Origin of the sequence: Listeria costaricensis (assembly GCF_900183385.1) — a bacterium.
GTDB lineage: Bacteria > Bacillota > Bacilli > Lactobacillales > Listeriaceae > Listeria > Listeria costaricensis.
The window spans coordinates 15,998-37,930 of sequence record NZ_FXUT01000005.1; the positions used below are offsets into that span (position 1 = coordinate 15,998).

The 21,933-nt window shown below is 42.1% G+C and carries 23 protein-coding genes; 12 read left to right on the forward strand and 11 right to left on the reverse strand.

The window, feature by feature from the left end; translation table 11 throughout:
• Positions 1-190: 190 nt before the first annotated feature.
• The 3 genes from CS921_RS04255 to CS921_RS04265 all read left to right on the forward strand — a co-directional run bounded on the left by CS921_RS04255 (position 191) and on the right by CS921_RS04265 (position 2,909).
• Entirely contained in the window at positions 191-955 is a 765-nt protein-coding gene (locus tag CS921_RS04255; protein WP_099221822.1) for a MerR family transcriptional regulator, read from the forward strand.
• A 296-nt stretch (positions 956-1,251) separates the two neighbouring features.
• Positions 1,252-1,446: a DUF3311 domain-containing protein gene (locus tag CS921_RS04260; RefSeq protein WP_099221823.1), complete on the forward strand. Its 195-nt coding sequence runs from the start codon at positions 1,252-1,254 to the stop codon at positions 1,444-1,446.
• Positions 1,443-2,909, forward strand: coding sequence for a sodium:solute symporter family protein (locus tag CS921_RS04265; protein ID WP_420843737.1), 1,467 nt, complete (start codon positions 1,443-1,445; stop codon positions 2,907-2,909). Before CS921_RS04260 ends, CS921_RS04265 begins: the two co-directional genes overlap by 4 nt.
• Positions 2,910-3,017: 108 nt before the next feature.
• Here the strand turns inward: CS921_RS04265 and CS921_RS04270 are convergent, their stop codons facing one another.
• Positions 3,018-3,683 (reverse strand): DUF4272 domain-containing protein, encoded by a 666-nt coding sequence (locus CS921_RS04270; protein WP_099221824.1) that lies wholly within the window; start codon positions 3,681-3,683, stop codon positions 3,018-3,020.
• Positions 3,684-3,709: 26 nt separating this feature from the next.
• Complete coding sequence (gene rlmD, locus CS921_RS04275) at positions 3,710-5,092, reverse strand: 23S rRNA (uracil(1939)-C(5))-methyltransferase RlmD (RefSeq protein WP_240422298.1); 1,383 nt, start codon at positions 5,090-5,092, stop codon at positions 3,710-3,712.
• 140 nt (positions 5,093-5,232) lie between these two features.
• Between rlmD and CS921_RS04280 the strand changes: the two genes are divergently transcribed.
• Positions 5,233-5,889: a deoxynucleoside kinase gene (locus CS921_RS04280; RefSeq protein WP_099221915.1), complete on the forward strand. Its 657-nt coding sequence runs from the start codon at positions 5,233-5,235 to the stop codon at positions 5,887-5,889.
• Between the two features lie 39 nt (positions 5,890-5,928).
• Here the strand turns inward: CS921_RS04280 and CS921_RS04285 are convergent, their stop codons facing one another.
• Positions 5,929-6,792 (reverse strand): YihY/virulence factor BrkB family protein, encoded by an 864-nt coding sequence (locus tag CS921_RS04285; RefSeq protein ID WP_099221826.1) that lies wholly within the window; start codon positions 6,790-6,792, stop codon positions 5,929-5,931.
• A gap of 125 nt (positions 6,793-6,917) precedes the next feature.
• Here CS921_RS04285 and CS921_RS04290 point away from each other — a divergent pair, with 125 nt between their 5' ends.
• Complete coding sequence (locus tag CS921_RS04290; RefSeq protein ID WP_099221827.1) at positions 6,918-7,142, forward strand: DUF1128 domain-containing protein; 225 nt, start codon at positions 6,918-6,920, stop codon at positions 7,140-7,142.
• Here CS921_RS04290 and CS921_RS04295 read toward each other — a convergent pair.
• Positions 7,139-7,942 carry an AAC(3) family N-acetyltransferase gene (locus CS921_RS04295; protein WP_099221828.1) on the reverse strand — a complete coding sequence of 268 codons (804 nt, stop codon included), beginning with the start codon at positions 7,940-7,942 and terminating at the stop codon, positions 7,139-7,141. The genes CS921_RS04290 and CS921_RS04295 overlap by 4 nt on opposite strands.
• A gap of 70 nt (positions 7,943-8,012) precedes the next feature.
• A complete protein-coding gene (gene map, locus CS921_RS04300; RefSeq protein ID WP_099221829.1) occupies positions 8,013-8,771 on the reverse strand; it encodes a type I methionyl aminopeptidase in 759 nt (252 codons plus the stop codon).
• 233 nt (positions 8,772-9,004) lie between these two features.
• Between map and CS921_RS04305 the strand changes: the two genes are divergently transcribed.
• The 6 genes from CS921_RS04305 (at position 9,005) to CS921_RS04330 (ending at position 14,352) form a co-directional block, all read left to right on the forward strand.
• On the forward strand, positions 9,005-9,454 hold the full coding sequence (locus CS921_RS04305) for a flavodoxin (RefSeq protein WP_099221830.1): 450 nt from the start codon (positions 9,005-9,007) through the stop codon (positions 9,452-9,454).
• Positions 9,455-9,536: 82 nt separating this feature from the next.
• Positions 9,537-9,767, forward strand: coding sequence for a LapA family protein (locus CS921_RS04310; protein ID WP_099221831.1), 231 nt, complete (start codon positions 9,537-9,539; stop codon positions 9,765-9,767).
• A 159-nt stretch (positions 9,768-9,926) separates the two neighbouring features.
• Positions 9,927-11,159 (forward strand): aminopeptidase, encoded by a 1,233-nt coding sequence (locus CS921_RS04315; protein WP_099221832.1) that lies wholly within the window; start codon positions 9,927-9,929, stop codon positions 11,157-11,159.
• A 111-nt stretch (positions 11,160-11,270) separates the two neighbouring features.
• The gene (locus tag CS921_RS04320; RefSeq protein ID WP_099221833.1) at positions 11,271-12,542 is read left to right on the forward strand and encodes an MDR family MFS transporter; all 1,272 of its coding nucleotides are present in this window, start codon (positions 11,271-11,273) and stop codon (positions 12,540-12,542) included.
• A 200-nt stretch (positions 12,543-12,742) separates the two neighbouring features.
• Complete coding sequence (gene mreBH, locus CS921_RS04325; protein ID WP_099221834.1) at positions 12,743-13,750, forward strand: rod-share determining protein MreBH; 1,008 nt, start codon at positions 12,743-12,745, stop codon at positions 13,748-13,750.
• 95 nt (positions 13,751-13,845) lie between these two features.
• Positions 13,846-14,352 (forward strand): SUKH-3 domain-containing protein, encoded by a 507-nt coding sequence (locus CS921_RS04330; RefSeq protein WP_099221835.1) that lies wholly within the window; start codon positions 13,846-13,848, stop codon positions 14,350-14,352.
• A 24-nt stretch (positions 14,353-14,376) separates the two neighbouring features.
• Here the strand turns inward: CS921_RS04330 and CS921_RS04335 are convergent, their stop codons facing one another.
• On the reverse strand, positions 14,377-15,405 hold the full coding sequence (locus CS921_RS04335; protein ID WP_099221836.1) for an NAD-dependent epimerase/dehydratase family protein: 1,029 nt from the start codon (positions 15,403-15,405) through the stop codon (positions 14,377-14,379).
• A 106-nt stretch (positions 15,406-15,511) separates the two neighbouring features.
• On the opposite strand from CS921_RS04335, the gene CS921_RS04340 reads away from it, so the two are divergent.
• On the forward strand, positions 15,512-15,970 hold the full coding sequence (locus CS921_RS04340) for a MerR family transcriptional regulator (protein WP_099221837.1): 459 nt from the start codon (positions 15,512-15,514) through the stop codon (positions 15,968-15,970).
• 240 nt (positions 15,971-16,210) lie between these two features.
• Here the strand turns inward: CS921_RS04340 and CS921_RS04345 are convergent, their stop codons facing one another.
• From CS921_RS04345 to CS921_RS04365, 5 genes are all read right to left on the reverse strand, one after another.
• Entirely contained in the window at positions 16,211-17,395 is a 1,185-nt protein-coding gene (locus CS921_RS04345; protein ID WP_099221838.1) for a hypothetical protein, read from the reverse strand.
• Between the two features lie 204 nt (positions 17,396-17,599).
• Positions 17,600-18,046, reverse strand: coding sequence for a YolD-like family protein (locus CS921_RS04350; protein WP_099221839.1), 447 nt, complete (start codon positions 18,044-18,046; stop codon positions 17,600-17,602).
• Between the two features lie 226 nt (positions 18,047-18,272).
• On the reverse strand, positions 18,273-18,764 hold the full coding sequence (locus CS921_RS04355; RefSeq protein WP_099221840.1) for a hypothetical protein: 492 nt from the start codon (positions 18,762-18,764) through the stop codon (positions 18,273-18,275).
• 12 nt (positions 18,765-18,776) lie between these two features.
• Positions 18,777-19,751: a bifunctional lytic transglycosylase/C40 family peptidase gene (locus tag CS921_RS04360; RefSeq protein ID WP_099221841.1), complete on the reverse strand. Its 975-nt coding sequence runs from the start codon at positions 19,749-19,751 to the stop codon at positions 18,777-18,779.
• Positions 19,738-21,921, reverse strand: a complete 2,184-nt coding sequence (locus tag CS921_RS04365; protein WP_099221842.1) for a CD3337/EF1877 family mobilome membrane protein — start codon at positions 21,919-21,921, stop codon at positions 19,738-19,740. Before CS921_RS04365 ends, CS921_RS04360 begins: the two co-directional genes overlap by 14 nt.
• Positions 21,922-21,933 lie beyond the last annotated feature (12 nt).

Sequence of the window (21,933 nt, forward strand, 5' to 3'; positions counted from 1 at the left end):
TCACACGCCTTCCAATTAATGTTTCAAGTCTACTAACAGTTTAGCAGATAGGCCCTTGAAATGAAAGCTAGATCGACATGGTGGCGGCTTACATTTTTGAAAGTTTTTCTTCTTGAACGAAAAGATTGATTTTTAAGCTTGACCTTAACGTAGCGTTAGGCTTTATGATAACTTTAGAGGAGGAATCACCATGGAATATACGATACAAAAATTGGCGCTGCTGGCAGGCGTCACACCACGGACATTGCGTTACTATGACCAGATCGGGTTATTAAAGCCGGCGCGCGCTTCGACAAATGGCTATCGGATTTACGGACAAGCGGAAGTTGACCGGCTGCAGCAGATCTTATTATACCGGGAGCTCGAACTTGGACTGGATGAAATCAAAGAATTGCTGGACGATCCGTCATTTGACCGCAAGAGTGCGCTTATGAATCACCAGCAGAAGCTCCTCGCAAAAAAAGGCCGGCTGGAGCGGATTATTGAACTTGTTGACCGTTCGATCCAAGCCGAAGAAAGGATGATTACAATGACTGATCAGGAAAAATTTGATGCATTCAAGGACCAGCTTGTGCATGAAAATGAAGCGCAATATGGGAAGGAAATCCGGGAGCAATATGGTGACCAGACGGTTGACGCAAGCAACGCCAAACTGATGGGGCTTTCAGAAGCGGACTTTGCTGAACAGGAGCGCTTAAATGCGGCTTTACTGGAAGCATTAAAACGGGCACTGGAAGCGGGTGAGGATGCTCGATCGGAAACGGCTCAGGAGGCTGCCAGACTGCACCAAGCCTGGATTCATTTTTTCTGGCCCAGCTATACCAAGGAAGCACATTTGGGACTGGTCGACATGTATGTGGCGGATGATCGTTTCAAGCGCTACTATGATGAGCAGAGTGGTACTCACGCAACTGAGCTGCTTCGAGAGGCTGTACAGATTTATTTAGCAGAATAATTTTTATCCAGTTCGCAGTGGGCGGGCTGGATTTTTTTACTTTTTTAGAAAGTGTGATACGCTTTTAACATGGATTTTCTTAAAAGGAGTGACGAAGATTGACAAACAAGCAAAACACGGATAAAAAACTGCTGCTTAAGATCACTTTATGGGTGCTTCTCGGACTGGCTGTTTTTGATGGTGTCATTATTTGGGCATTAATGCAGTGACCGGCCATATCGACTTTTCTGCCATTCTGTTGTAAGATTAGAACAGTTTTGTATTCCTATTTTTATTTAGAAAAGAGGCTGTGAAAAATGCGAAAATGGCTACTCATCTGTCCATTTTTATTTATTCTTGGCGGTATCCCCTTTTTCAATCAAATTGAGCCTAAGATTTTCGGCTTGCCTTTTGATTTAGTGTGGATCGCTAGCGGCGTGGTCTTTTCTTCCCTTATTCTGGCGATTATCTATCGAATCGATCCGCAAAACAAGAAGGAGGAAAAATCTTGATCATTGCTTCACTGATTATTATGCTCTTTTTCATTTTAACGCTCGCAATTGGGATTCGGGCGCGCAAAAAGCAAGCCATGACGCTTGAAAACTGGGCTGTAGGCGGTAGAAGTTTTAATACCGTATTTGTCTTTTTGCTGACAGCTGGTGAAGTCTATACGACGTTCTCTTTTCTCGGCGGCAGCGGCTGGGCTTATTCAAAAGGGATTTCGGCTGTTTATGTGATGGTGTATATTGCACTCAGCTATGTGACAAGCTATTTTTTACTGCCGCTGATTTGGCGTTATGCGCACGAACATCGGCTCGTTTCACAATCGGATTTTTTTGCGGCGAAATATCAAAGTCCTCTTTTAGGGATTCTTGTAGCCTTGATTGGCGTGATTGCTATCATTCCCATTGTCGTGATTCAGTTAAAAGGGCTGTCGATCATCGTCTCTGTGACGAGTTACGGGATGATTCCTGCAAGTGTCTCGGTCATTATTGGCACACTGGCCATCATTTTATATACGGTGATTTCAGGGATTCGCGGGACAGCCTGGGTTTCTGTTTTGAAAGATTTGATGATTCTGTTTGTGATTGTCTTTATGGGGATTTATTTACCGCTTCATTACTTTGGCAGCTATGGCGAAATGTTTCAACAAATCGAGCAGGTTAAACCGGAACTGTTAACTTTTCCAAATGAGACCTATTCGGTTACTTGGTTTATTTCGACTGTTTTGTTCTATGTTCTCGGTTTTTATATGTGGCCGCAGGTTTTTGCTTCTACCTATACAGCCAAAAATGAACGGACCTTCCGCAAAAATGCCCTGATCAGTCCGCTCTATACGTTGATGCTTTTGTTCGTTCTTTTTATCGGTTTTGCGGCGGTTATTCAGGTGCCTGGACTTTCTGACAGCGAAAGTGATTTGGCGCTGCTCAAATTATCCGTCCAGTCGTTCAGTCCTTGGTTTGTCGGGGTGATTGGGGCAGCGGGCATGCTGACGGCGATTGTGCCGGGTTCCATGCTTTTGATGACAGCTGCCACTTTGCTTTCTAAAAATATTCTTTTTGGATGGAAATCGGATTTTAACGAGCAAAAAGTCACTCGCTTGTCGAAACTATTTGTCCCGTTTCTCGGAGCTGTCGCCTGCTTTCTCGTTTTCTATGATTCAAGCGCTTTAGCACAGATTCTTCAAGTGGGTTACAGTCTGATCGTTCAGCTTTGCCCGGCACTGTTCTTTAGTTTGATGAAGCGAAATCCGGTTACAAAGCACGGCGCAATCAGCGGAATGATTGTGGGGATCATCTGTGCACTGGTTGTCAGCCAGAACAGCATGACGATGAGTTCAATCATTCCAAATCTGCCAAGCTACTTGCAGGACATCAATATTGGCTTCGTGCCTCTTTTGATCAATTTAGTGGTGACACTTCTGGTCAGTCTGTTTACGCGAAAAACAGTAGCGGAGAGTTTGAAGGTACGTTAAAAGTTGGACCCGTCTTACTGAAAAAAAAGAACCTAAGATCAAGCGATTCTATCCATTTCTCAAATGGACTTTTCGCCTGATTTTAGGTTCTTTTCTTGATGCCATCTGTCACGTATTCGTTGGGACATGATCCCAATCTTCCCCGTAACCAATCAACCAGTTCAGCGCGCGGTGACGTTCCAAAACGACACTGCTGTCCAGCTTCCCTGCTGCCGGTTGATTCTTTAACCGCGCCTCTACACATGCCCAGTCATAGCGGAAAATCAAGTCTGCCTCGTCTAAGATCTCTGCTGTCGTACGAGGTTCAGCTTGCTCGATCAAAGCGTCCAGATCGGCAAACTGGCTGACCGTCTGAATAGCCACGTCACAGTCACAGGTTGCAACGGGAACATCCAATTGCGAGACAAAGCCCAACGCCCAAATCAGCACCCAGTAGGCTTCATACTTCCAGACCATATCAAGAATTGCCTGTTTTTCGGCTTTTCCGCTGAAAATTTGCTGCTCTTTCTGTGTAAGTTCACTTTGCAGTCCCCACTGGTCCAACAAATCCAGAAAAAACGTTCGTGATTCCTCTATCTCCTCATTTCCCATCAAATCACATGCATGTTGGATGGTCATGAGTGTGCATACCGCACGGCGGGCAATCTCATCTACCGTTCGGACTTTTACTTCTCGACTGCTTTCAATCACGGGCAGGTGTTGGATGTAAGGTATCGCCCATTTTTCCAAAATAGCGATTGAACGGGCTTTTCGTTGTTCTGCTTCTGTCGTCATTATTCTGCCTCCTGTGGCGAAACGAATTATTTATAGTTTCTACGTTTTAAAATCGTGATGGATTCTGTATGAGCAGTCTGCGGAAACATGTCCAGCGGCTGAATCGAGCGGATACGGTAACGTTTGTTAAGGACTGCTAAATCCCGCGCCAGTGTTGATGGATTGCAGGACACGTAAATCACCTGTTTCGGTTTCATTTGCATGAGTGAGCGGATTAGTTCCGCGTCAAGTCCTGTCCGCGGTGGATCGACTACGACTGCGTCCGGTTCGTACCCTTCCTGCTGCCATTTCTGAAAGACCGTTTTGGCATCGCCCACTTCATACTGCACATTGTCGAGCTGATTTTTCGCAGCATTTTTGCGTGCATCTTCAATGGCCTCTGGAATGGTATCCATCCCGCGTACTTCCCCGGCAAATGGTGCGAGCATTAGGCCGATCGTCCCTACTCCACAATAAGCATCGACAATTTTTTCCTTGCCGGTCAATGTCAGTGCATTCTTTACTTCTTGATACAGTTTTTCGGTTTGCGATGGATTCAATTGGAAAAAGGCGCGCGCTGATAAGTCATACATCATGTCGCCCATTTTTTCGGTGATCGTTTCTTTGCCCCATAGCAAAATCGTTTCCGCACCAAAAATACGTGCTGTCTCCTCTGGCTGCCGGTTTTGCATGATCGAGACGACTTCTGGATGGGTTTCTCGAATGATTTTGAGCAGCTCTTCAAGATGCGGGATTTCTTCGGTCCGCGTGACAAGGACGAGTTGCATTTCGCCTGTTTGAACGCCAATCCGTGTGACGATTGTTTTGATGATGCCGGTTTCCTTCCGCTCATTATACGCCGGAATGTGGAGCTTGTTCAGTGCTTCTCTGACCGTCTGCGTCAGCTCGACTGTTTGCGGAGTTTGGACGAGGCAGTCATCAATTGGAACCAAGCGATGACTGCCGATCTGAAATAGACCACTTACCAGCTCACCACGCGCGTTCGTCCGGGTTTGAAACTGATTTTTATTGCGATAGCGGAACGGTTCGTCCATACCGATTGTTTCTTTCAGCTTCACCTTTTTCAAATCTAGTTTCGTATATTTTTCAAGTGCCTGACGAATCAGGTCCTGTTTGAATGTTAGTTGGGCTGAGTAAGCCAGATGCTGCAGTTGACAGCCGCCGCATACCTCATATACGGGACATGGCGGGGTAATTCTGTCAGGAGAGGGCCGCTCGACTTTTTGGAGTTCGGCCTCCGTGTAGCTCGCTTCTGGCCGGGTCACAAGTGCTGTTACTTTCTCGCCCGGAAGTGCCCCTTTTACAAAAATGACCTGCTTTTGATGGTAACCGATCCCCTCGCCGTTGATACCAAGCCGCTTGATTTCGAGCGTCAGCTGATCGCCGTTCTTTAAATTCGTTCCCTTCACTTTGTCTGCCTCCATTTCATATCTTTTTCATACTAGCAGAAATAGAAACGTTTGTCACTGGCGCATTGTACTTTTTAAAAATAAGGGTATAATGAAGAGTTGTAATTGGTTGAAAAGAAAGGGGTTCCTACCCGATGACCTTGGAAGGAGAAAAGAATGTGATTGTACTTGCTGGAATGATTGGCGCTGGAAAAAGTAGCTACACGGAAATGATTGCGCGAAATCTAAACTCGACGGCTTTTTATGAAAGTATCCGTGATAACCGGATTTTGGAGAAATTTTATGATGATCCAAAACGCTGGGCTTTCGCGCTGCAAATCTATTTTTTAAATACGCGTTTTCGTAGTATTAAGGACGCTTTGCAGGATCAAAATAATGTGCTTGATCGAAGTATTTATGAGGACGCGCTTTTTACACAGATTAATTTTGAAGAGGGCAACATTTCAGAACCGGAAATGGATACATATTTGGATCTGCTTGATAATATGATGGAAGAGCTTGCTTTCATGCCGAAAAAATCGCCTGACTTGTTGATTTATCTGCGGGGCAGCCTTGATACGGTCTTAAAGCGCATTGAACTACGCGGTCGGCCTTATGAACAGACGGATTTGAATCCGGGACTCATTGATTATTATAAACATCTTCACAGCCGCTATGACGACTGGTTCCATTCCTATGATAAGAGTCCCACCCTTGTGATTGACATTGATACGGTGGATATTGCACGACCGGAAGATCAGGAAAAAGTGATGGCACTGATTCATGCCAAACTTGCAGAAATCCGCTCAGCAAAATGAAAAGCAGCGAAACGATCATGCGGATCGTTTTGCTGCTTTTTAATTGATATCGCCAACTTTTTGCTTTACTTTTAATAAGTTGATCGTGGCATTGAGCTCCCCGCCAGTCATCAAAATGATACCTGTAATATAAAACCATAACATTAAAATAATGATGACCCCAATGCTTCCGTAAGTCGCTGAGTAGTTGCCAAAATTATTGACGTAATAGGCAAACCCCAATGAGGCGACCGACCAGCCGACTGTAGCAAAAACTGCCCCTGGTAGTACGCCGAGAATGTGATTTTTTTTGGCAGGCGCCACCCAGTATAAAAAGGTGAAGACGACAAAAATGACGATCACCGTGACAATCCAGCGAATATTATTCCAAAAATCAAGCACCTCTTTTGAAACATGTAGGTGGTTAAAAATAAACATGCCGATCTGCTGCCCAAAGACGAGCAGTAAAAGTGTACAGGCAATCGTGCCGATCATGGCCACTGTAAAGACAATCGACAGAAACCGCTTGATAAAATAATTCCGTCGATCCGTCACACTATAGGCCTTATTAAGCGCTTTTGTCACAGCATTCATCCCATTGGAAGCAGACCATAGTGTTGCTAGGATCCCGACGGACAAAAGTCCTCCGTTTCGGTTGGAAAGCAGATTGTCCAGATTATCCTCTAAAAAGGAAATAATCTGTTCGGGAGCAAATTCTTGAATGAGATTAAAGACAGAATCACGATCGATATTTAAGTATGCAAGAAGCGTTGCGGCAATAAGAAGCATTGGAAAAATCGAAAATAACATATAGTAGGCGAGTTGTGCGGCATTACCCGACACATCATTTTTCCCGATTCTGCCAAACAGCACCATTGTCAATCGGTAAAATCTGCTCCTTGTTATTTTTTTGAAAAACTTCATGAAACTTGTCCCCCTGTTCTGTTTGCTTTTCCCGCTTTAAAAGTGTACCAAACGCCCCGACTCGTGACAAGTGTTAAGAAAATATGATAGAATCAAGCGTATATCTTGCAAAGGAGTTCCAAAAAATGAATTTGAATGAGCCATCTCAACAAAATACGGACTTTATGTTAAAAGAAATAACCGATAAGCTGAAAATGGTCAACTCGGGTGTGTTTGAACATCTATCTGTTGAGGCAATCCATTATGAGAAACTACTGGAGCTATATCAGCTGATTAAACGTAAAAAGAGTTTCAGCACGCGTGAAATGCAGCTTTTTGCAGAAGAATTACGGTTGATTCGTAAAGATTAATGAGTATCCAAATAAGAAACCGCAAAATCGACCAGCTCGCGCATGGGATAGATTTTTGAGGCGGCTCCTGCGATATGTACCGTGCAGGAGCCGTTTTCTTTTTCGTATGCACGACCGATCTCAATAAAGCGATCACTATCATAAGCCGCTTCTTCAAATGTTTCGGTCACGCGCCTGCCGTTTTTGAGCAAGACCGCTCGATTTTGGGCGACAGGAATTTTGCTGGACCGCTCTTCTGCCAGATGAAGCGACGTGTTTCGATCATTGTCCACACCAAATAAAACGATTTTTGCTTGCGGCAGCGTATATAATTTGGCAAGCGGCGAATTTTCACCAAGGCCGTGTGCGAGTGTCTGACCATCTGTCAGATATTCCGCCTCTTTTCCCCAAGCTGTTAACGATAGATAGGGATGGCTGCTACGCATAACGTCCGGCAAAGCTCGAAAGGTTTCGGCCACAACCCCCATATGGAAACATGGCGTACGGTCTTTATCAAATACAGGCATCTCCTGCCTGATTTCCTCCCACCATTCTTTTGGAACGGGCGGATTTTCCCAAGTACTGGGATCCGTCAAGCCACCTGTTTGAGAGGCCATCATCAAATTTCCTTCTGTTGTTATCGTCTCTTGAAGGGCATTGATCAGGGCGATTGCTCCGCCGCATATCCAGCCAGCTTTGCTCATCGCCGAATGGAAAATGACGGCATCTCCCGCCTCTATTCCCTGCAGTTGAAATTCCTTTTTCAAACGTGTGACCGTATAGGGGTGCTGCGTTTTCCAAATCGCCAATTTTTCGCCCATCGATTCGCCCTCCATTTCATTAAAAAAGCAGGCACAAGCGGCCGTCCCGCTCCTGCCTGCTTTCAGTTATTTAGTCATTTTCGCCTTGATAAGTCAGGATTTCCGGACCTTCTTTGGTAATCGCAATGGTATGCTCATACTGGGCAGAAAGTGAACCGTCGACCGTCCGAGCCGTCCAGCCGTTATCGTCCATCTTGGCTCTCCAGTCACCGATATTGACCATTGGTTCGATCGTGATGACCATGCCTTCTTTTAGACGCGGACCTTTGCCCGGTTGACCGTAATGCGGTACTTCTGGTTTTTCATGCAGTGTCGGGCCGATACCATGACCGATAAAGTCCCGCACAACAGAAAGCTGTTCCCCTTCTACATAAGTCTGAATCGCATGGCCAATGTCGCCGATTCGATTGCCGACTTGCGCCTGTTCAATCCCAAGATAAAGCGATTTGCGTGTCACTTCCATTAAACGTTCCACTTCGTCGCTCACTTCACCGACACCATATGTCCAGGCCGAGTCCGCAAGTGCACCGTGAAAATTGACGACCATATCGACTGTGATCAGATCGCCTTCATTCAAGACTGTTTTCCGCGGAAAGCCGTGACAAATTTCATCATTAATACTGGCACAAATGGCATATTCATAGCCTTCAAAGCCTTTTTGCTCAGGAGTTGCTCCGTGTTTACGCAAGAACTCATCTGTGAAAACTTCTAAATCCCAGCTTGTAATGCCAGGTTTGATTAATTTTTTAATTTCTTTATGTGTAGCAACTAAAATTTCACCGGCACGTTTCATCTCATCGATTTCGCGGCGTGATTTAAGTGTGATCATTCTATTTCGTCATCCTCTCCAAAAATTCCACTATCTATAATTATACCTCTAAATAACAAGTTTTGCTAGTAAAAGTAAGAATTTATGCGCCTTTCCTCTTTCAAATTCTGAAAAAAGGTTGCAGATTTTGCCCAGACAATTATAATAGAAGTGATAGTGAATTCTTTTACAGAAGAAATCACGTGTTAGAACCTATAAATGAATCAAAAATTTCAGAAGATGGTGGTTAGAACATGTCAAAAAAAGTAATGATCGTTTATGCGAGTATGACAGGAAATACACAAGAAATTGCAGACATTCTTGGCGAAGAGCTTGAAAAATATGAGATTGAAGTTGAAATCGAAGAATGTATCTCCGTCGAACCGGAAGAACTGCTTGATTATGATGGCGCGCTGATTGGCGGCTATACGTATGATGACGGCCAGCTTCCAGATGAGTTTGTGGACTTTTATGAAGATATGGCAGATGTCGATTTCACCGGCAAAGTCTGCGCTTCCTTCGGGTCTGGCGATACGTTTTATGATGAATTCTGCTTAACGGTTGATTTGATTGAACAGCGTCTGAAAGAAAAAGGCGCGACGGTTCCAGTTGCCGGGCTAAAAGTCGATCTTGATCCTGACGAAGACGATGTTGTTCGCGCTGAAGCTTATGCGAAAACATTTGTCGAAGCACTGAATGCCTAATTCCAATGAACCAGCTGCTCGTTGCAGCTGGTTTTTTGTGCCTTTTATGCTACAATAAGAACCAAGAAGGGAGGCTTTTTTCATGAGTGTGAAATTGAATGGCCAGAATCCAAAGCGAAAGATACCTGTTAAACTGATTATTAGTGCCCTTTTAGTTATTTTGATTATTGTTTTTGCGGCAGTGAATGCAGAAAATGTCCGTGTGAATTTTATTTTTGGTTATGCGGAATTCCCGCTTGTTTTGATCATCTTGGGCTCTGCTTTGATCGGCGCCTTGATTATGCTCGGATTCAGTTATTTCAAACGAAAATAATCCGGCAATCGTACCGCTCTCTACTAGGCGGTACTTTTTTAATGCAAAAAGACTCTGTTTCCTATGAAAATTTAGTTAATTCTTAATTAATCGATTGCTTTCATCCTCTTTTTAAGCTACTATTATACTGTTGAATTTAATCAGGTAGGAGTTGTAAATATGACAACATTTAATGAAAAATTAGCCAAATATGCTGAATTGATCGTAAAAGTTGGTGTGAATGTCCAAGCAGATCAAAAAGTAGTAGTCTCAGCGAATCTTGATGCGGCACCGCTTGTTCGGCTTATTACCAAATTTGCCTTTGAAAATCAGGCGAAGGATGTCATCGTCAACTGGAATGACGAAGCTGTGACGCGTGAACGTTATGTAAATGCCCCACTCAGCGTTTTTGAAGAAGCTCCTGAGTTCCGTGCAAAGGAACGTACAGAACTTGCCAAAGAAGGTGCATGCTTTATTTCCATTGCTTCTGATGACCCTGATTTATTGAAAGGTGTAAGCGGCGAAAAAATTTCTGCCAATCAAAAATCAATGGGCAAAGTTCTCGTGGAATTCCGCGAGCTCATGATGTCCAATACTGTAAGCTGGACGGTCGTTGCAGCAGCTTCTTCTGGCTGGGCAAAGAAAGTCTTCCCGGACAAACCGGAAAACGAACAAGTTGATGCACTTTGGGACGCTATTTTTGAAACAACACGTGTCAATACACCCGATCCAGTCGCTACTTGGAAAAAACATGATGAAACACTTAATAACAAAGCAGATGAACTCAATGACAAGCAGTTCAAAACGCTTCATTATCAAGCACCGGGCACAGATCTTTATATCGGCCTGCCAGATGATCATATTTGGGTCGGTGCTGGAAGCTACAATAAAAAAGGCCATGAATTTATGGCCAATATGCCAACTGAAGAAGTGTTCTGCTGTGCTGAGCGTAACCGCGTTGACGGCTATGTTTCCAGTACGAAACCGCTTAGCTATGGTGGCAACATTATTGATAACTTTAAATTAACATTTGAAAATGGACGGATCGTAAACGTCGAAGCTGAAAAGGGACAAGAAATTTTGGAAAACCTGATTGCAACGGATGAAGGTTCCCATTATTTGGGTGAGGTTGCACTTGTACCGGATCCATCACCGATCTCACAGAGCGGCATTCTCTTTTTCAACACCCTATTCGACGAAAATGCTTCCAACCACTTGGCAATCGGAAGTGCATATGCGTTTAATATCAAAGGCGGCGAGGAAATGAGCCGTGATGAACTAGAAAAACGCGGTGTCAATACAAGTCTTACACACGTTGATTTCATGATTGGTTCTGACAAAATGAACATTGACGGCATTACGAAATCAGGTGAAACGCTTCCTGTATTCCGAAATGGCGACTGGGCTTTCTAAAAAACTTGACACAGCTTGCCTTTTGAACTTGTCCTAGGTTGGAAAAGCCCTTGCGCTCCGTGCGTCTAGGGCTTTTTTATCCGTCTGTATCAACAGAAAGAAGGGACTTACGTGAAATTTAAAACTTGGGACATCAATTTAAAAGTTCGGCTTTTCGGGGAAGCCTTGCTGGATATTTCTTTTTGGACGGTCTTCCCCTTTTTAACACTTTATTTTTCAGCAGCACTTGGACGGACAACGACCAGTATGCTGCTAATTTTCTCCCAGATTCTCGCAGTTTTTGCAGCCCTTTTAGGTGGCTACTTTGCGGATAACTTTGGGCGAAAACGGATGATGAGTATTTCTGTTATCGGCGAAGGCCTTGGCTTTCTTATTTTTGCTGTGGGGGCAACGAATCTGCTGCACTCGCCTTATTTAAGCTTTTTCGGCTTTACGCTGGCCAGTATTTTTATGTCGTTCTATCAGCCGGCCAGTCAGGCGATGATCGCTGATGTCGTTTCACCCGAACACCGTAGCCATGTTTATTCCGTCTTCTACATGATGGTCAACATTGCGGTCGTTATCGGGCCTGTTCTGGGGTCAATCGTCTTCCATGATTTTACAGTTCAGACGCTTCTCACGATCACGGCAGCCGATCTGCTACTGCTGTTTCTCCTTCAAAAGTTCGGCCATGAGACAGCCCCGCTCGTCATTCATCCTGAACTCCGGGCTTCTTCTGACCGGAAAAATATCTGGGCTGTCCTAAAAGAGCAGCTGACGAATTATCAGTTAATTTTTAAAGATAAAATTTTCTTCCTGTATATCATTGCCGGAATCATCGTTGCCCAGGCTTTCATGCAGCTTGATCTGCTTTTCCCGCTCTACATTCAGGAAGTCATTGGCGATACGTCCTTCCTTGGGATTACCATTTCCGGCGAACGGCTATTCGGCGTCATCGTCTCAATTAATGGTTTCTGTGTGGCGCTTCTAACCGTCGTCGTTACTCGGCTAATGACACGCTATAAAGAAAAATTTGTCTTTATGAATTCTTCGTTCCTTTATGGAATCTCGATTTTAATGTTCGGTCTCTTTACAAGTGCATGGGGGGCCATCTTAGCCATCATCCTGTTTAGCTTTGCAGAGCTGATGACAGTTGGTATTCAGCAGAATTTTGTCTCTCAGTTAGCTCCTGAGGATAAACGGGCCATGTACTTCTCGGCTGCTGGGCTTCGTTATACGCTTGGAAAAGTGATTGCCCCGCTTGCCATCACGCTCTCTACATTGATTGGTTATTTTAGCACATTCTTCATCATTGCGATTTTAGCTTTCATCAGTGGGATTATTTATTATTATATGTATAAGCAATTTGAAAAAAGGCAGCAGCTTCAGAAAGGTCGCGAGTAAATCACTTGCGGCTTTTTTGTTATTACTTTTTTTACGAAAAATTTACGAATAAACCGAAACCACGAGAAAACACTTGATTTTTTTTATAATTTGATGTCAGCTATGTATATTGGTTTTCACTTCTCCCGAAAAACATTATACTGATTAATAGGCAGCACGAACGGCAGGAAATCATGGATAAAGAAAGCAAGGTGTAAAAAATGTTTGGTAATACGACCATCGGGATCGACCTTGGAACGGCCAATATTCTAGTTTACAGCAAATCTAAGGGGATTATCTTAAATGAGCCTTCCGTTGTAGCACTTGATACAAAATCGAAACAAGTCTTGGCCATTGGTCAAGAAGCTAAAGAAATGATTGGTAAAACGCCCGCATCCATTGTGGCTGTCCGGCCTATGCGTGACGGTGTGATTGCAGATTTCGATTTGACGAGCGGCCTCTTACGGGAAATCATGCGACGGATCACCAAAGAATCAGGCACGAGTTTTAGAAAGCCCAATGTGGTAGTCTGCACGCCAACTGGAGCCACCACAGTCGAACGGCGCGCCATTCAGGATGCCGTCCAATCAATGGGCGCCAAATCAGTCGTCCTGATTGAAGAACCTGTTGCAGCAGCAATTGGCGCGGATCTTCCGGTTGATGAACCGATTGCCAATGTGATCGTCGATATCGGGGGCGGCACATCTGAAATTGCGATCATTTCTTATGGGGGTGTTGTCTCAAGCACATCCATCCGAACAGGCGGCGACCATATCGATGATGAAATCGTTCAGTATATCCGCAAAAACTATAATGTGCTAATTGGTGAAGCCACAGCCGAACGGGTCAAAATGGAGCTGGGGTATGCGCCGATTGCCCATACAGAAATCCATGCAGATATACGCGGTCGGGATTTGCTGACAGGACTTCCAAAAACGATTACCGTCTCCTCCACCGAGATTCAGGCGGCCATTGAAGAGACGCTGAACAAAATTCTGGAAGCCATCCGAACGACACTTGAACAGTGCCCGGCAGAACTGAGTGGTGACATTGTAGACCGCGGCATCGTTCTTAGCGGCGGAGGCTCACTGATTCACGGCTTCAAAGACTGGCTGATCGAATTGATTGATGTTCCGGTACATATGGCGCCGAATCCAATGGAGTCTGTTGCAGTCGGCACCGGTCGCTCCCTTGAATACATCGAGAAACTAAATAAAACATTAAAATAATAAAAAACTCGCGGTCTGGTCATCACTGGACGCGAGTTTTTTGTGTTAAAATAAATCTATTAATTTGATGAAAAATACTAGGAGGAAAATCCAACATGCGCATCGCTGACCAATCACGTGACCAACAATTACGAACACTTCTCTCCATTTGCGGCTACCAACCTGAAAGGCAATTTCATCCACATGGCTTCAAAGAATTCGCTGCTCAAAATGGCTTTCCGTGGAGCGCTGCTTGCAGAATTTTTGTAAAAGCGTACGCCAATTTACCACATACGTGTATTTATTTGGGTGATGTGGCAGACGGCTGTGCCAAGTATGATTTTACGATGGACATTTCAGTCAAGGCGGCAAAATTGGAGCAAGCAACGCCGGACTTCCAGAAAATGTGTGCACATTGCGAAGAGGAGCTGCTTCCTGTAGGCACATTCGGCTATTATTACCCTGGTATTCTGGCGCTGGACGGTGCTGGAAAACTGTACCTTTATCATGATTATGATGAACGGGTGGTTCAATATGACACGCTACATGAAGCGCTCGATGGCGAGTTGCAGAAAAACACGCTGGGATTTATCAGCCGAGTGCAGTTCTCAGTTATTGACTAAAGTGAACATCTGAATAAAAGACCTCTATGATTGAATCCGCTTGAACTTCACCATACTATCAACCGAAGCAAGAACAATTTCTTCGTTATTCGCTACTGGCTGCCAGTTGAGTAGCTGTTTAGCTTTCGTATTGCTGATATCGCGGTTTAATTTCAAAAGTAAAGCCGCCTCTTTCGCCTCCTGGTTAAATAAAGCCCCCAAGTTGACAAGCCAGTTTGGGACTCTTTTAGATGAAATTTTGGTGGCCAGTTCTGGGCGTTTTCTTTTTAGTAATTCTGCCATTTCCGGCAAAGTGATTTGACCGTCTGCCGAGGCAATAAAGCGCTCTCCATTTGCCTGCGGGTTCGTCATCGCCCGGATATGCATGTCCGCCACATCCCGAACGTCGACAATATTGAGCGGGATATTCGGAATAGCTGAGCCGCTCAAAACACGTTCTAAAAGCATAAAGCTTCCCGAAATGTGGGCACTTAATGCCGGGCCAAAAATGGCGACAGGATTGATTGTGACAAATTCCAAACCGCGCCCTTCTTTTTGAATAAAATCCCAGGCAGCTTTTTCTGCTAATAGTTTCGACTTTTCATAAATAGAAAGACCTTTCTCGTTCGGATCTGTCCAATCGGCTTCTGTTGTCACAACATTTTTATCTTTATTACTAAAGCCTACTGCCCCAAAATTCGATGTCATTACGACCCGTTTCACCTTGGCTGCCTTCGCGGCTTTAAGAATGCGCGTAATCCCCTCAATCGCCGGACGCATCACTTGCGCCTCTTCTTTCGGCACTTCAAAAAAGACAGGTGAAGCGACACTTAGCACATAATCACATCCATCCATGGCTTCATCCCAGTGGTCATCTTTTGATAAGTCTGCTTCGACAAATTGCAATTGTTCAAAAGAAGAAATGCCATTTTGCTTTAGTACATCAAGCAGCTTATTTTTGCTCGCCATGGACCTCACTGTTGTCTTGACTTCATAGCCCTTTTGCAATAATTGAAAAATGATTTGTGTGCCAACAAATCCTGTTCCACCAGTTACTAATACTTTTTCTACCACTATTACCGCCTCAATTTCTAATTGTAATGATTTGCTTTATCCGATATACTTACTCTATCAGTTAGAGGATACTCTAAGTCAAGCTTTTTATTTAGGAGGCATTTCCATGACCTATTCCATTACCGAAGTGGCCAACCATTTCCACATTTCGCCCTATACCATCCGTTATTATGAAAAAGAAGGGCTGCTTCCTTTTGTTTCCCGTAATAAATCTGGTGTTCGGGCATTCACAGAATCAGATATTCGCATTTTTGCGACCGTCTGTTGTTTGAAAGACACAGGGATGACCATTAAAGAAATCCGCACCTATATTGAGCTGGTTATGCAAGGGCCAAGTACTGCCGAAGCACGAAAAAAACAATTGCAGGCTCATCGCGAGGAAGTTGTCGAACAGATTAACCGACTGAAAAATAATTTAGCACAATTAGATGTAAAAATTGAAACCTATCAGTCGCCCGATGCTGAGCAGATTATTACGGAACAAATCAAATGGATTTCACAAGAAAAAAATGCGGCTGGGCTGCGGTCAGCTTTTGATGACGCATCAAGTAACGCTAGTAGGTAAGCTGGCAATGACTGCTTTCCCATGAAAAAAGGACCCGGTTTTAGGCCAGGTCCTCTTCTTCATTTTCTTTTAAAACGTCCCCTGCAGGAATCTCCCATGCCATAATAACAGTCTTTTCAAACATTTTGTGCGTTTTTTGTGCAACTAAATTAGTTATCTTAGACTCAAAGGATACTTCTCCAAAAGCTTAAATCCTTTTTCAATACTATGATTAATCCATTTTATTTCCTTATTATTAATTTACTCCTTTCTAGTTAACAAATCATTAAGCTCTTTTTCCAATTTTTCTCCTAAATCGAATAATTCCTGAGTATCAGGTTTAGATTTTCTGGTAGTACTCATTTGAAGGGTCTGCCCATATTTACATAATTCATGAATATCAGCATCCTTCCAACCAGAAATATAGAAAATTTTTTGTGAATAAGATGGAACAATGCTTCCATCAGGTGCTCTTCCAATACTTTCTATGGTTAAAGAATCGAATATCAGCTTTAATCCCTTATCAAAAGTTACAAAAATTGGTATCTCCTCATAATTTGTCTGCTCCGACAATTGGCTAGCTATAGTTGGTAACGTCAAATCAATTGCAGCCCCATATAAACTATCTAAAACACCCTTTATTCCGTTTGTTCTGTTAATCTTTTTTAAAACGCTCTTGGCATTTCCTAGATAATGAATCCCAAAACTCATTGAAATTGGAGAAAAAACCCTTAATTCTTCTTCGCAAAAATTCAAAAAGATTTTGACTTTTGTTTTATCATCAATGTCTTTCTTGTCATATTTTAATAAATAAGCTTTTAATACAACTATATAAGTAATGATAGATTTCTCATAAAATAATCCATTATCTTTTAAAAGAGGTATTTTACTTTTAGTTACTTCTCCATAAATTTTACTAGGTTTAGATATAAGATTATAATTAACATCTATGTCAAATAATTTTTCTATACATTGAACCATAAATCGATATTTCTCTTGATCAATGCTTCCATCTGTTTTATTCCTAGATGCCTCTTCACAAGCATATTGATAAATAATACAGCATTTATGTTTTTTGATAATATTTACAGTAGATAAGAAAATTTTTTTCATTCCCCCATAATGTTTTTCAAATGCCGATGTATCCTTTTGATATTCTCTAATCATTATCGCCAAATTAGTATCTAATATAAACATGAACTTTCTTGAGTTGTTATCTTGAAAAAAAGATTCCTCATCAACCATACGACCTTCATAAAATACCGTCGAAAAAGTTCCACTTGTAATTAACTCTAAAGCCTTATTTTCACTTAATTTTTCATAACTATCGAACCTCTCATGACTTTTTTTCCATAGTCCATCAACTAATTCAAAATTATTTCGTGCCGTAAACTTAACTATTTTTTGCTTACCCTCTTCATTTATCATACCGTATTCTACAGGCAAATTTATTACACCTCTGTCCTTCTTATGATTTTAAAATAATGTTACAATTAGTAATTCAAAACGCCCATTTTCGTATACTTTATATGATAATTATACTATAAATCCATAAAGTCAGCACCATCAAGTTTCAGGTTCTAGTGGGAGGTAATCCCGTGGAGGTTCAAGTCCGCTCGGCCGCATTTAGAGTAAGAAACAGAGATTACATCACATTAATTCTGCGCCCATTATATCAGAAAACTTGAAAGTTCTAATTCTTTCATCCGGATTTTCAAATTGAACTTCTTGTCTCAAATAATTAAAGAAAACCGGAACAAGATATTCATAAGCTTTGAGAAATCCTTTATTGTCATATATTGTAAAATCATATATGTTTTTTGGTTTATAATTTACCTTCTCAAATACTTCTATTCTGACTGACCAATTACGTTCTTTCGCATCCTTCAATGTGAACATAATATCTTGCATTTCCTGTTCGTCAAGCTCTCGTCGCTCAACAAGTTCACGAAGTTGCTCATTGATCTTTTGTTGATCCGTTTGTTCGCTTAAAATAAAGCCTCTGTATTTCAACATTTTTCGATCTTGATAAAGCATACTTCCTAATTCAGTTTCTGAAAAATCAAGATGCGAATAACGACCTTCATCCTCAACCATCGTAATCACTCCTTTAAACGATTATACGAACAAACATTCCTTTTATCAATGGGTAATTGTATTCAATTAACAATCGGATGCATCAATATATCCAATATATGATTGACTGGAAAATGTTTGTAATGCTACTATTATTTTGTGAGCATTCCCTTTTTCGCTCACAAATCTCCTGCTGTAATTACAGCAACCACACCAGCAACTTCATCATTGCTGGTGTTTTTTGTATTTACATATAAGATGCAACTATTGAAATGTTATTTACCTTCCATTCCTTTTTTTCTTTAACAAGTTCTGTTCTTACAATCATGTGTAGCGAACTTGTTGTTCCAGCATAGGTATTTTTTACTTGAACGTCATTCAAAAAGAGCGTTCGATCATTCGAGACTTTCTTCTCATACATCTCACTTGATGCAAGTTCTGAACTCACTTTAGCGTCGCTTGTCGGATAAGGAAAAGCAATATCCATTCCTTCATCCGTCAACATTTTTTTACATTGCTTTTTCTGTTCGTTTGTCGAGTCATACGTGAAGAACGAACGTAGAAACGCATCGTTCGTTTGTTGCGCTTCTACACTTATTTGTTCTTCTAAATCTGTATTCTGTTTTTGTACTTCCGATAGATCATTTTTTAATGATTTTATTTCTTGTTTGTCTTGAATCATGAAGAAGCCCATTACTAGCACAAGCACGATACAGACAACGTTTAATAGGTATTTCATTTTATCCTCCTTCTACATTCCTGGTGGACGTCCAAATCCGGCAAGATGTTGTCTCCAATAACCGGATGAAATATCACTGTAGCCAACGCCGGAGTCGTTTGAGTCATACATTTTTCCATTACCTTGATAAATTCCAACGTGAGTGATTGTTGCGCCAGCGTATGTTCCACTAAAAAATACCAAATCGCCCGCTTTTGCTTCGGACTCTTCGATAGACTGGCAATAATTATATTGTTCTTGTGCCGTGCGAGGTAAGCTGATCCCCGCAACTTGATAGCAGTACTGTGTCAATCCTGAACAGTCAAACCCAGTTGATGGACTAGCACCACCCCAAACGTAGGGGTCACCCTCATATTTTAAAGCTTCATTCATAACGGCAACTGCCACTCCGTCAGCTGGAATTCCACCTGAAAGGTACCTTTTAACATGCGGCACATAATCTTTGTCACCATATCGTTTCCATCCCATTTTCATCGCTTGATAATCTGAAAACTCGTATGCAAGTTCTAAAGAATACTTGCCACCTCGACCGTCATTCAGCCACGAGATAAAGCCTGTACCAAAGTTGTAGCTTTGGATTGCGGTGTCTTGATCGCCATTCGCCATCTTCAAGCAACTAGCGTAATACTTTACACCCGCATCAATTGACTCTGGTGGTTGCAAGCTATTAGGTGGAAATCCCATGCTTTCGCTTGACTGCATAACATCCGGCACGCGGCCACCTGATTCTTGCATCATAATCGCTAAGATAACGTTGACTTGATCTGGAATACCATATTTATTACAAGCAAGGATGACTAGATCCTTGTAACGCAACACGTCTTGACTAAGACCAATTGCGTTAGTCGTCGCGTCTTCGGATGTTTCAGTAGACGAACTTGTCTCTGCTTCGTTACCGCAAACCGCAAAAATCAACCCGACTGCTATGAAAAAAAGAAGCAAATAGAAAGATAAGCTGCTAATAATTGCGAGTTTAAATCCTTTCATTTTTGCCTCTTATAGGTTTATTTTTATTTAATTGCGGTTTTTGATCGAGTTGATTTTTCTGTACTCTTCTTTCTGCAGTAGTTGGCTTATTGGTAGTGCGTGTTTGAGGTTGATTTGAACTTGGTGATTTTTGTACACTTGATGCCCTTTGCGTTGATTTTGGCGCTTCTTTACGTGATGGAGCGCTAGATGATTCACTCATTTTTGATCGAGCTTTTGCTGCAGCTTGTTTTGCATTTCGGTTCACAACTGAACTCGAATTTTGTTGTGAAGTCTTTTTCGACTGCAGACGCTTCTGACCATTATCTTTTGCTTTTTCTAGTTGTTCTTGCGACACAGAACGTTTGCGACGAGGTGATTGTTCGTCCTCTTCGCGATTTAAGAATGAGTTACTGTTATTTGTTGAGGATTGTCCAGCATTCAAACGTGAAGACTCAGCCATGCGTTTTAGCCGACCTGGTACACGTTTGCCTGCACCATTCAGATTACGTTCAGGAATTCCTTTTTTACGACGCGGATTTTGACTTTTATCCGCGTTTGGATCCTTACCAAGGTCTTTATTTCCTTTTTCATTAGGATTATCTGGCTTGTTGGGGTCTTTGTCCGATTTTTTTCCATTTGTTTTTTTCTTGCCAAACATGCCTTTCACACCATCCCACGCCTTCCTCTTCAAAAAGCGTTTCGATGGATCAACAAACGGACGTTTAATATGTCTGTTATATCGTCTAGATGCAAAGCGTTTTGCCGGATCAGTAATGTTACTTTTAATATCTCCCATGGCGCCACCAGTAGAGCTTACTTTTCCAGCAGTCATGAAGCGTAATAACTTATCACGTTTTTTATACATTAAGAAAAACACAACGATCAAGGCTATTGCGTATAAAAAATAGCTTCCTTTACCCGTTATTGGTATTAGGGTAGCTATTAGGAAACTTGTCATATAAACAAATAATACTACAAGAGATAGAAAAGTCTTCATAATAAATAGGCTAAACATTTGTCCAAAAGCCGAAAACGCCGAGTTTGAAAACATCGGCAGCAACGAAATAATCAGCATTAATGGCAGTATATATGCTACTGCAATAATCATGATTTGGAGAAAGAAATTCAAAAATGCAATACCCAAGAAAATGATTCCTAGCGATACGCACACCGCAATAGAAGTTAGAGCAATGATGATTTTATCGTTTACGTAGACATCTTCCATAAATGCATTTTCATTTTTCCCAATCTCGTATTTTTTTACGTACGTTTCTTTTGCATCCTTCCCAGCGTGTGTAAGTTTAAATGATAGAAGCGTATCAGTCCGGCTCATATCGTTTAAACCTTCTTTTTTGTTGATTTTTGATTTATCTGTTGTTCCATAATTCATCAAGTAATAAGGCGTTTCGATGGCAAGGTTGAAGTACAGATTTCTCATGATTGCCACTGTTCCTGCGTTTGAATCTGTAATTTGACCCGCATCTGAAAATGCGTTATCTGTCGAATCATCATTACAAATATCAATCACTTTCGTTCCTGCTGACATGATAACGCCTTGCAGTTCATTCGAGACGTTATTAAGAGTTTTTAGGTAAAAAGAAGTGTTTGAAAAATATAATGTCGCGATACACAGGACAAAGATCATTTTTAAAATTTTACTCGTTCCGGCTCGTGCATTGCGTTTGGCGATGATGTCATAAGCTGCAATGCCAAGGCAGATAATACAGAGCAAGACTGCAAACTCATTACCTAGCGTGTCGTAAAGGGCTTTGCTGATGGTCTCGATGTCATCAGCGAACGTATCAATGACTTCTAATGTGAAGAAGGTTTCCATGCCCTCGTCAACAACTTGTACAACTAATTTGTTAATGCCAAATGACATATTGGCAATTGAGAGTTCGGTTTCTTCTATGAAGTTTAACTCTTCTGCTACGGGATCGTACTTATCAATATCCCATTCTTTTATCTTGAGAGGAACCCCACCTGATTTGACCGTTTTCTTCTTTTCCATCTGCCCTTCAACATCTTTCGTCTGTTGCGACTGGTCGGAGGTTTGGGCTTCGTTTTCCGATTGCGATTCTTTTCCATCGTAATCGACTGGAACATCTGCATAGGCAGTTGGAACACAAAACAGCGTGAAGATCAAAACTGTTAAAATCGTTAATAAAATCGTTTTTGTTTTTTTCATATTCCTCACTTC

Excerpts from the sequence above, each read along its gene's own strand:
- CS921_RS04295 (WP_099221828.1), bottom strand. The coding sequence starts at position 7,942 with ATGGGCGAAAAATTGGCGATTTGGAAAACGCAGCACCCCTATACGGTC.
- mreBH (WP_099221834.1), top strand. The coding sequence starts at position 12,743 with ATGTTTGGTAATACGACCATCGGGATCGACCTTGGAACGGCCAATATT.
- CS921_RS04340 (WP_099221837.1), top strand. The coding sequence starts at position 15,512 with ATGACCTATTCCATTACCGAAGTGGCCAACCATTTCCACATTTCGCCC.
- CS921_RS04260 (WP_099221823.1), top strand. The coding sequence starts at position 1,252 with ATGCGAAAATGGCTACTCATCTGTCCATTTTTATTTATTCTTGGCGGT.
- CS921_RS04350 (WP_099221839.1), bottom strand. The coding sequence starts at position 18,046 with ATGGTTGAGGATGAAGGTCGTTATTCGCATCTTGATTTTTCAGAAACT.
- CS921_RS04305 (WP_099221830.1), top strand. The coding sequence starts at position 9,005 with ATGTCAAAAAAAGTAATGATCGTTTATGCGAGTATGACAGGAAATACA.
- CS921_RS04315 (WP_099221832.1), top strand. The coding sequence starts at position 9,927 with ATGACAACATTTAATGAAAAATTAGCCAAATATGCTGAATTGATCGTA.
- CS921_RS04355 (WP_099221840.1), bottom strand. The coding sequence starts at position 18,764 with ATGAAATACCTATTAAACGTTGTCTGTATCGTGCTTGTGCTAGTAATG.
- CS921_RS04255 (WP_099221822.1), top strand. The coding sequence starts at position 191 with ATGGAATATACGATACAAAAATTGGCGCTGCTGGCAGGCGTCACACCA.
- map (WP_099221829.1), bottom strand. The coding sequence starts at position 8,771 with ATGATCACACTTAAATCACGCCGCGAAATCGATGAGATGAAACGTGCC.
- CS921_RS04310 (WP_099221831.1), top strand. The coding sequence starts at position 9,537 with ATGAGTGTGAAATTGAATGGCCAGAATCCAAAGCGAAAGATACCTGTT.
- CS921_RS04330 (WP_099221835.1), top strand. The coding sequence starts at position 13,846 with ATGCGCATCGCTGACCAATCACGTGACCAACAATTACGAACACTTCTC.
- CS921_RS04270 (WP_099221824.1), bottom strand. The coding sequence starts at position 3,683 with ATGACGACAGAAGCAGAACAACGAAAAGCCCGTTCAATCGCTATTTTG.
- CS921_RS04365 (WP_099221842.1), bottom strand. The coding sequence starts at position 21,921 with ATGAAAAAAACAAAAACGATTTTATTAACGATTTTAACAGTTTTGATC.
- CS921_RS04360 (WP_099221841.1), bottom strand. The coding sequence starts at position 19,751 with ATGAAAGGATTTAAACTCGCAATTATTAGCAGCTTATCTTTCTATTTG.
- CS921_RS04290 (WP_099221827.1), top strand. The coding sequence starts at position 6,918 with ATGAATTTGAATGAGCCATCTCAACAAAATACGGACTTTATGTTAAAA.
- CS921_RS04285 (WP_099221826.1), bottom strand. The coding sequence starts at position 6,792 with ATGAAGTTTTTCAAAAAAATAACAAGGAGCAGATTTTACCGATTGACA.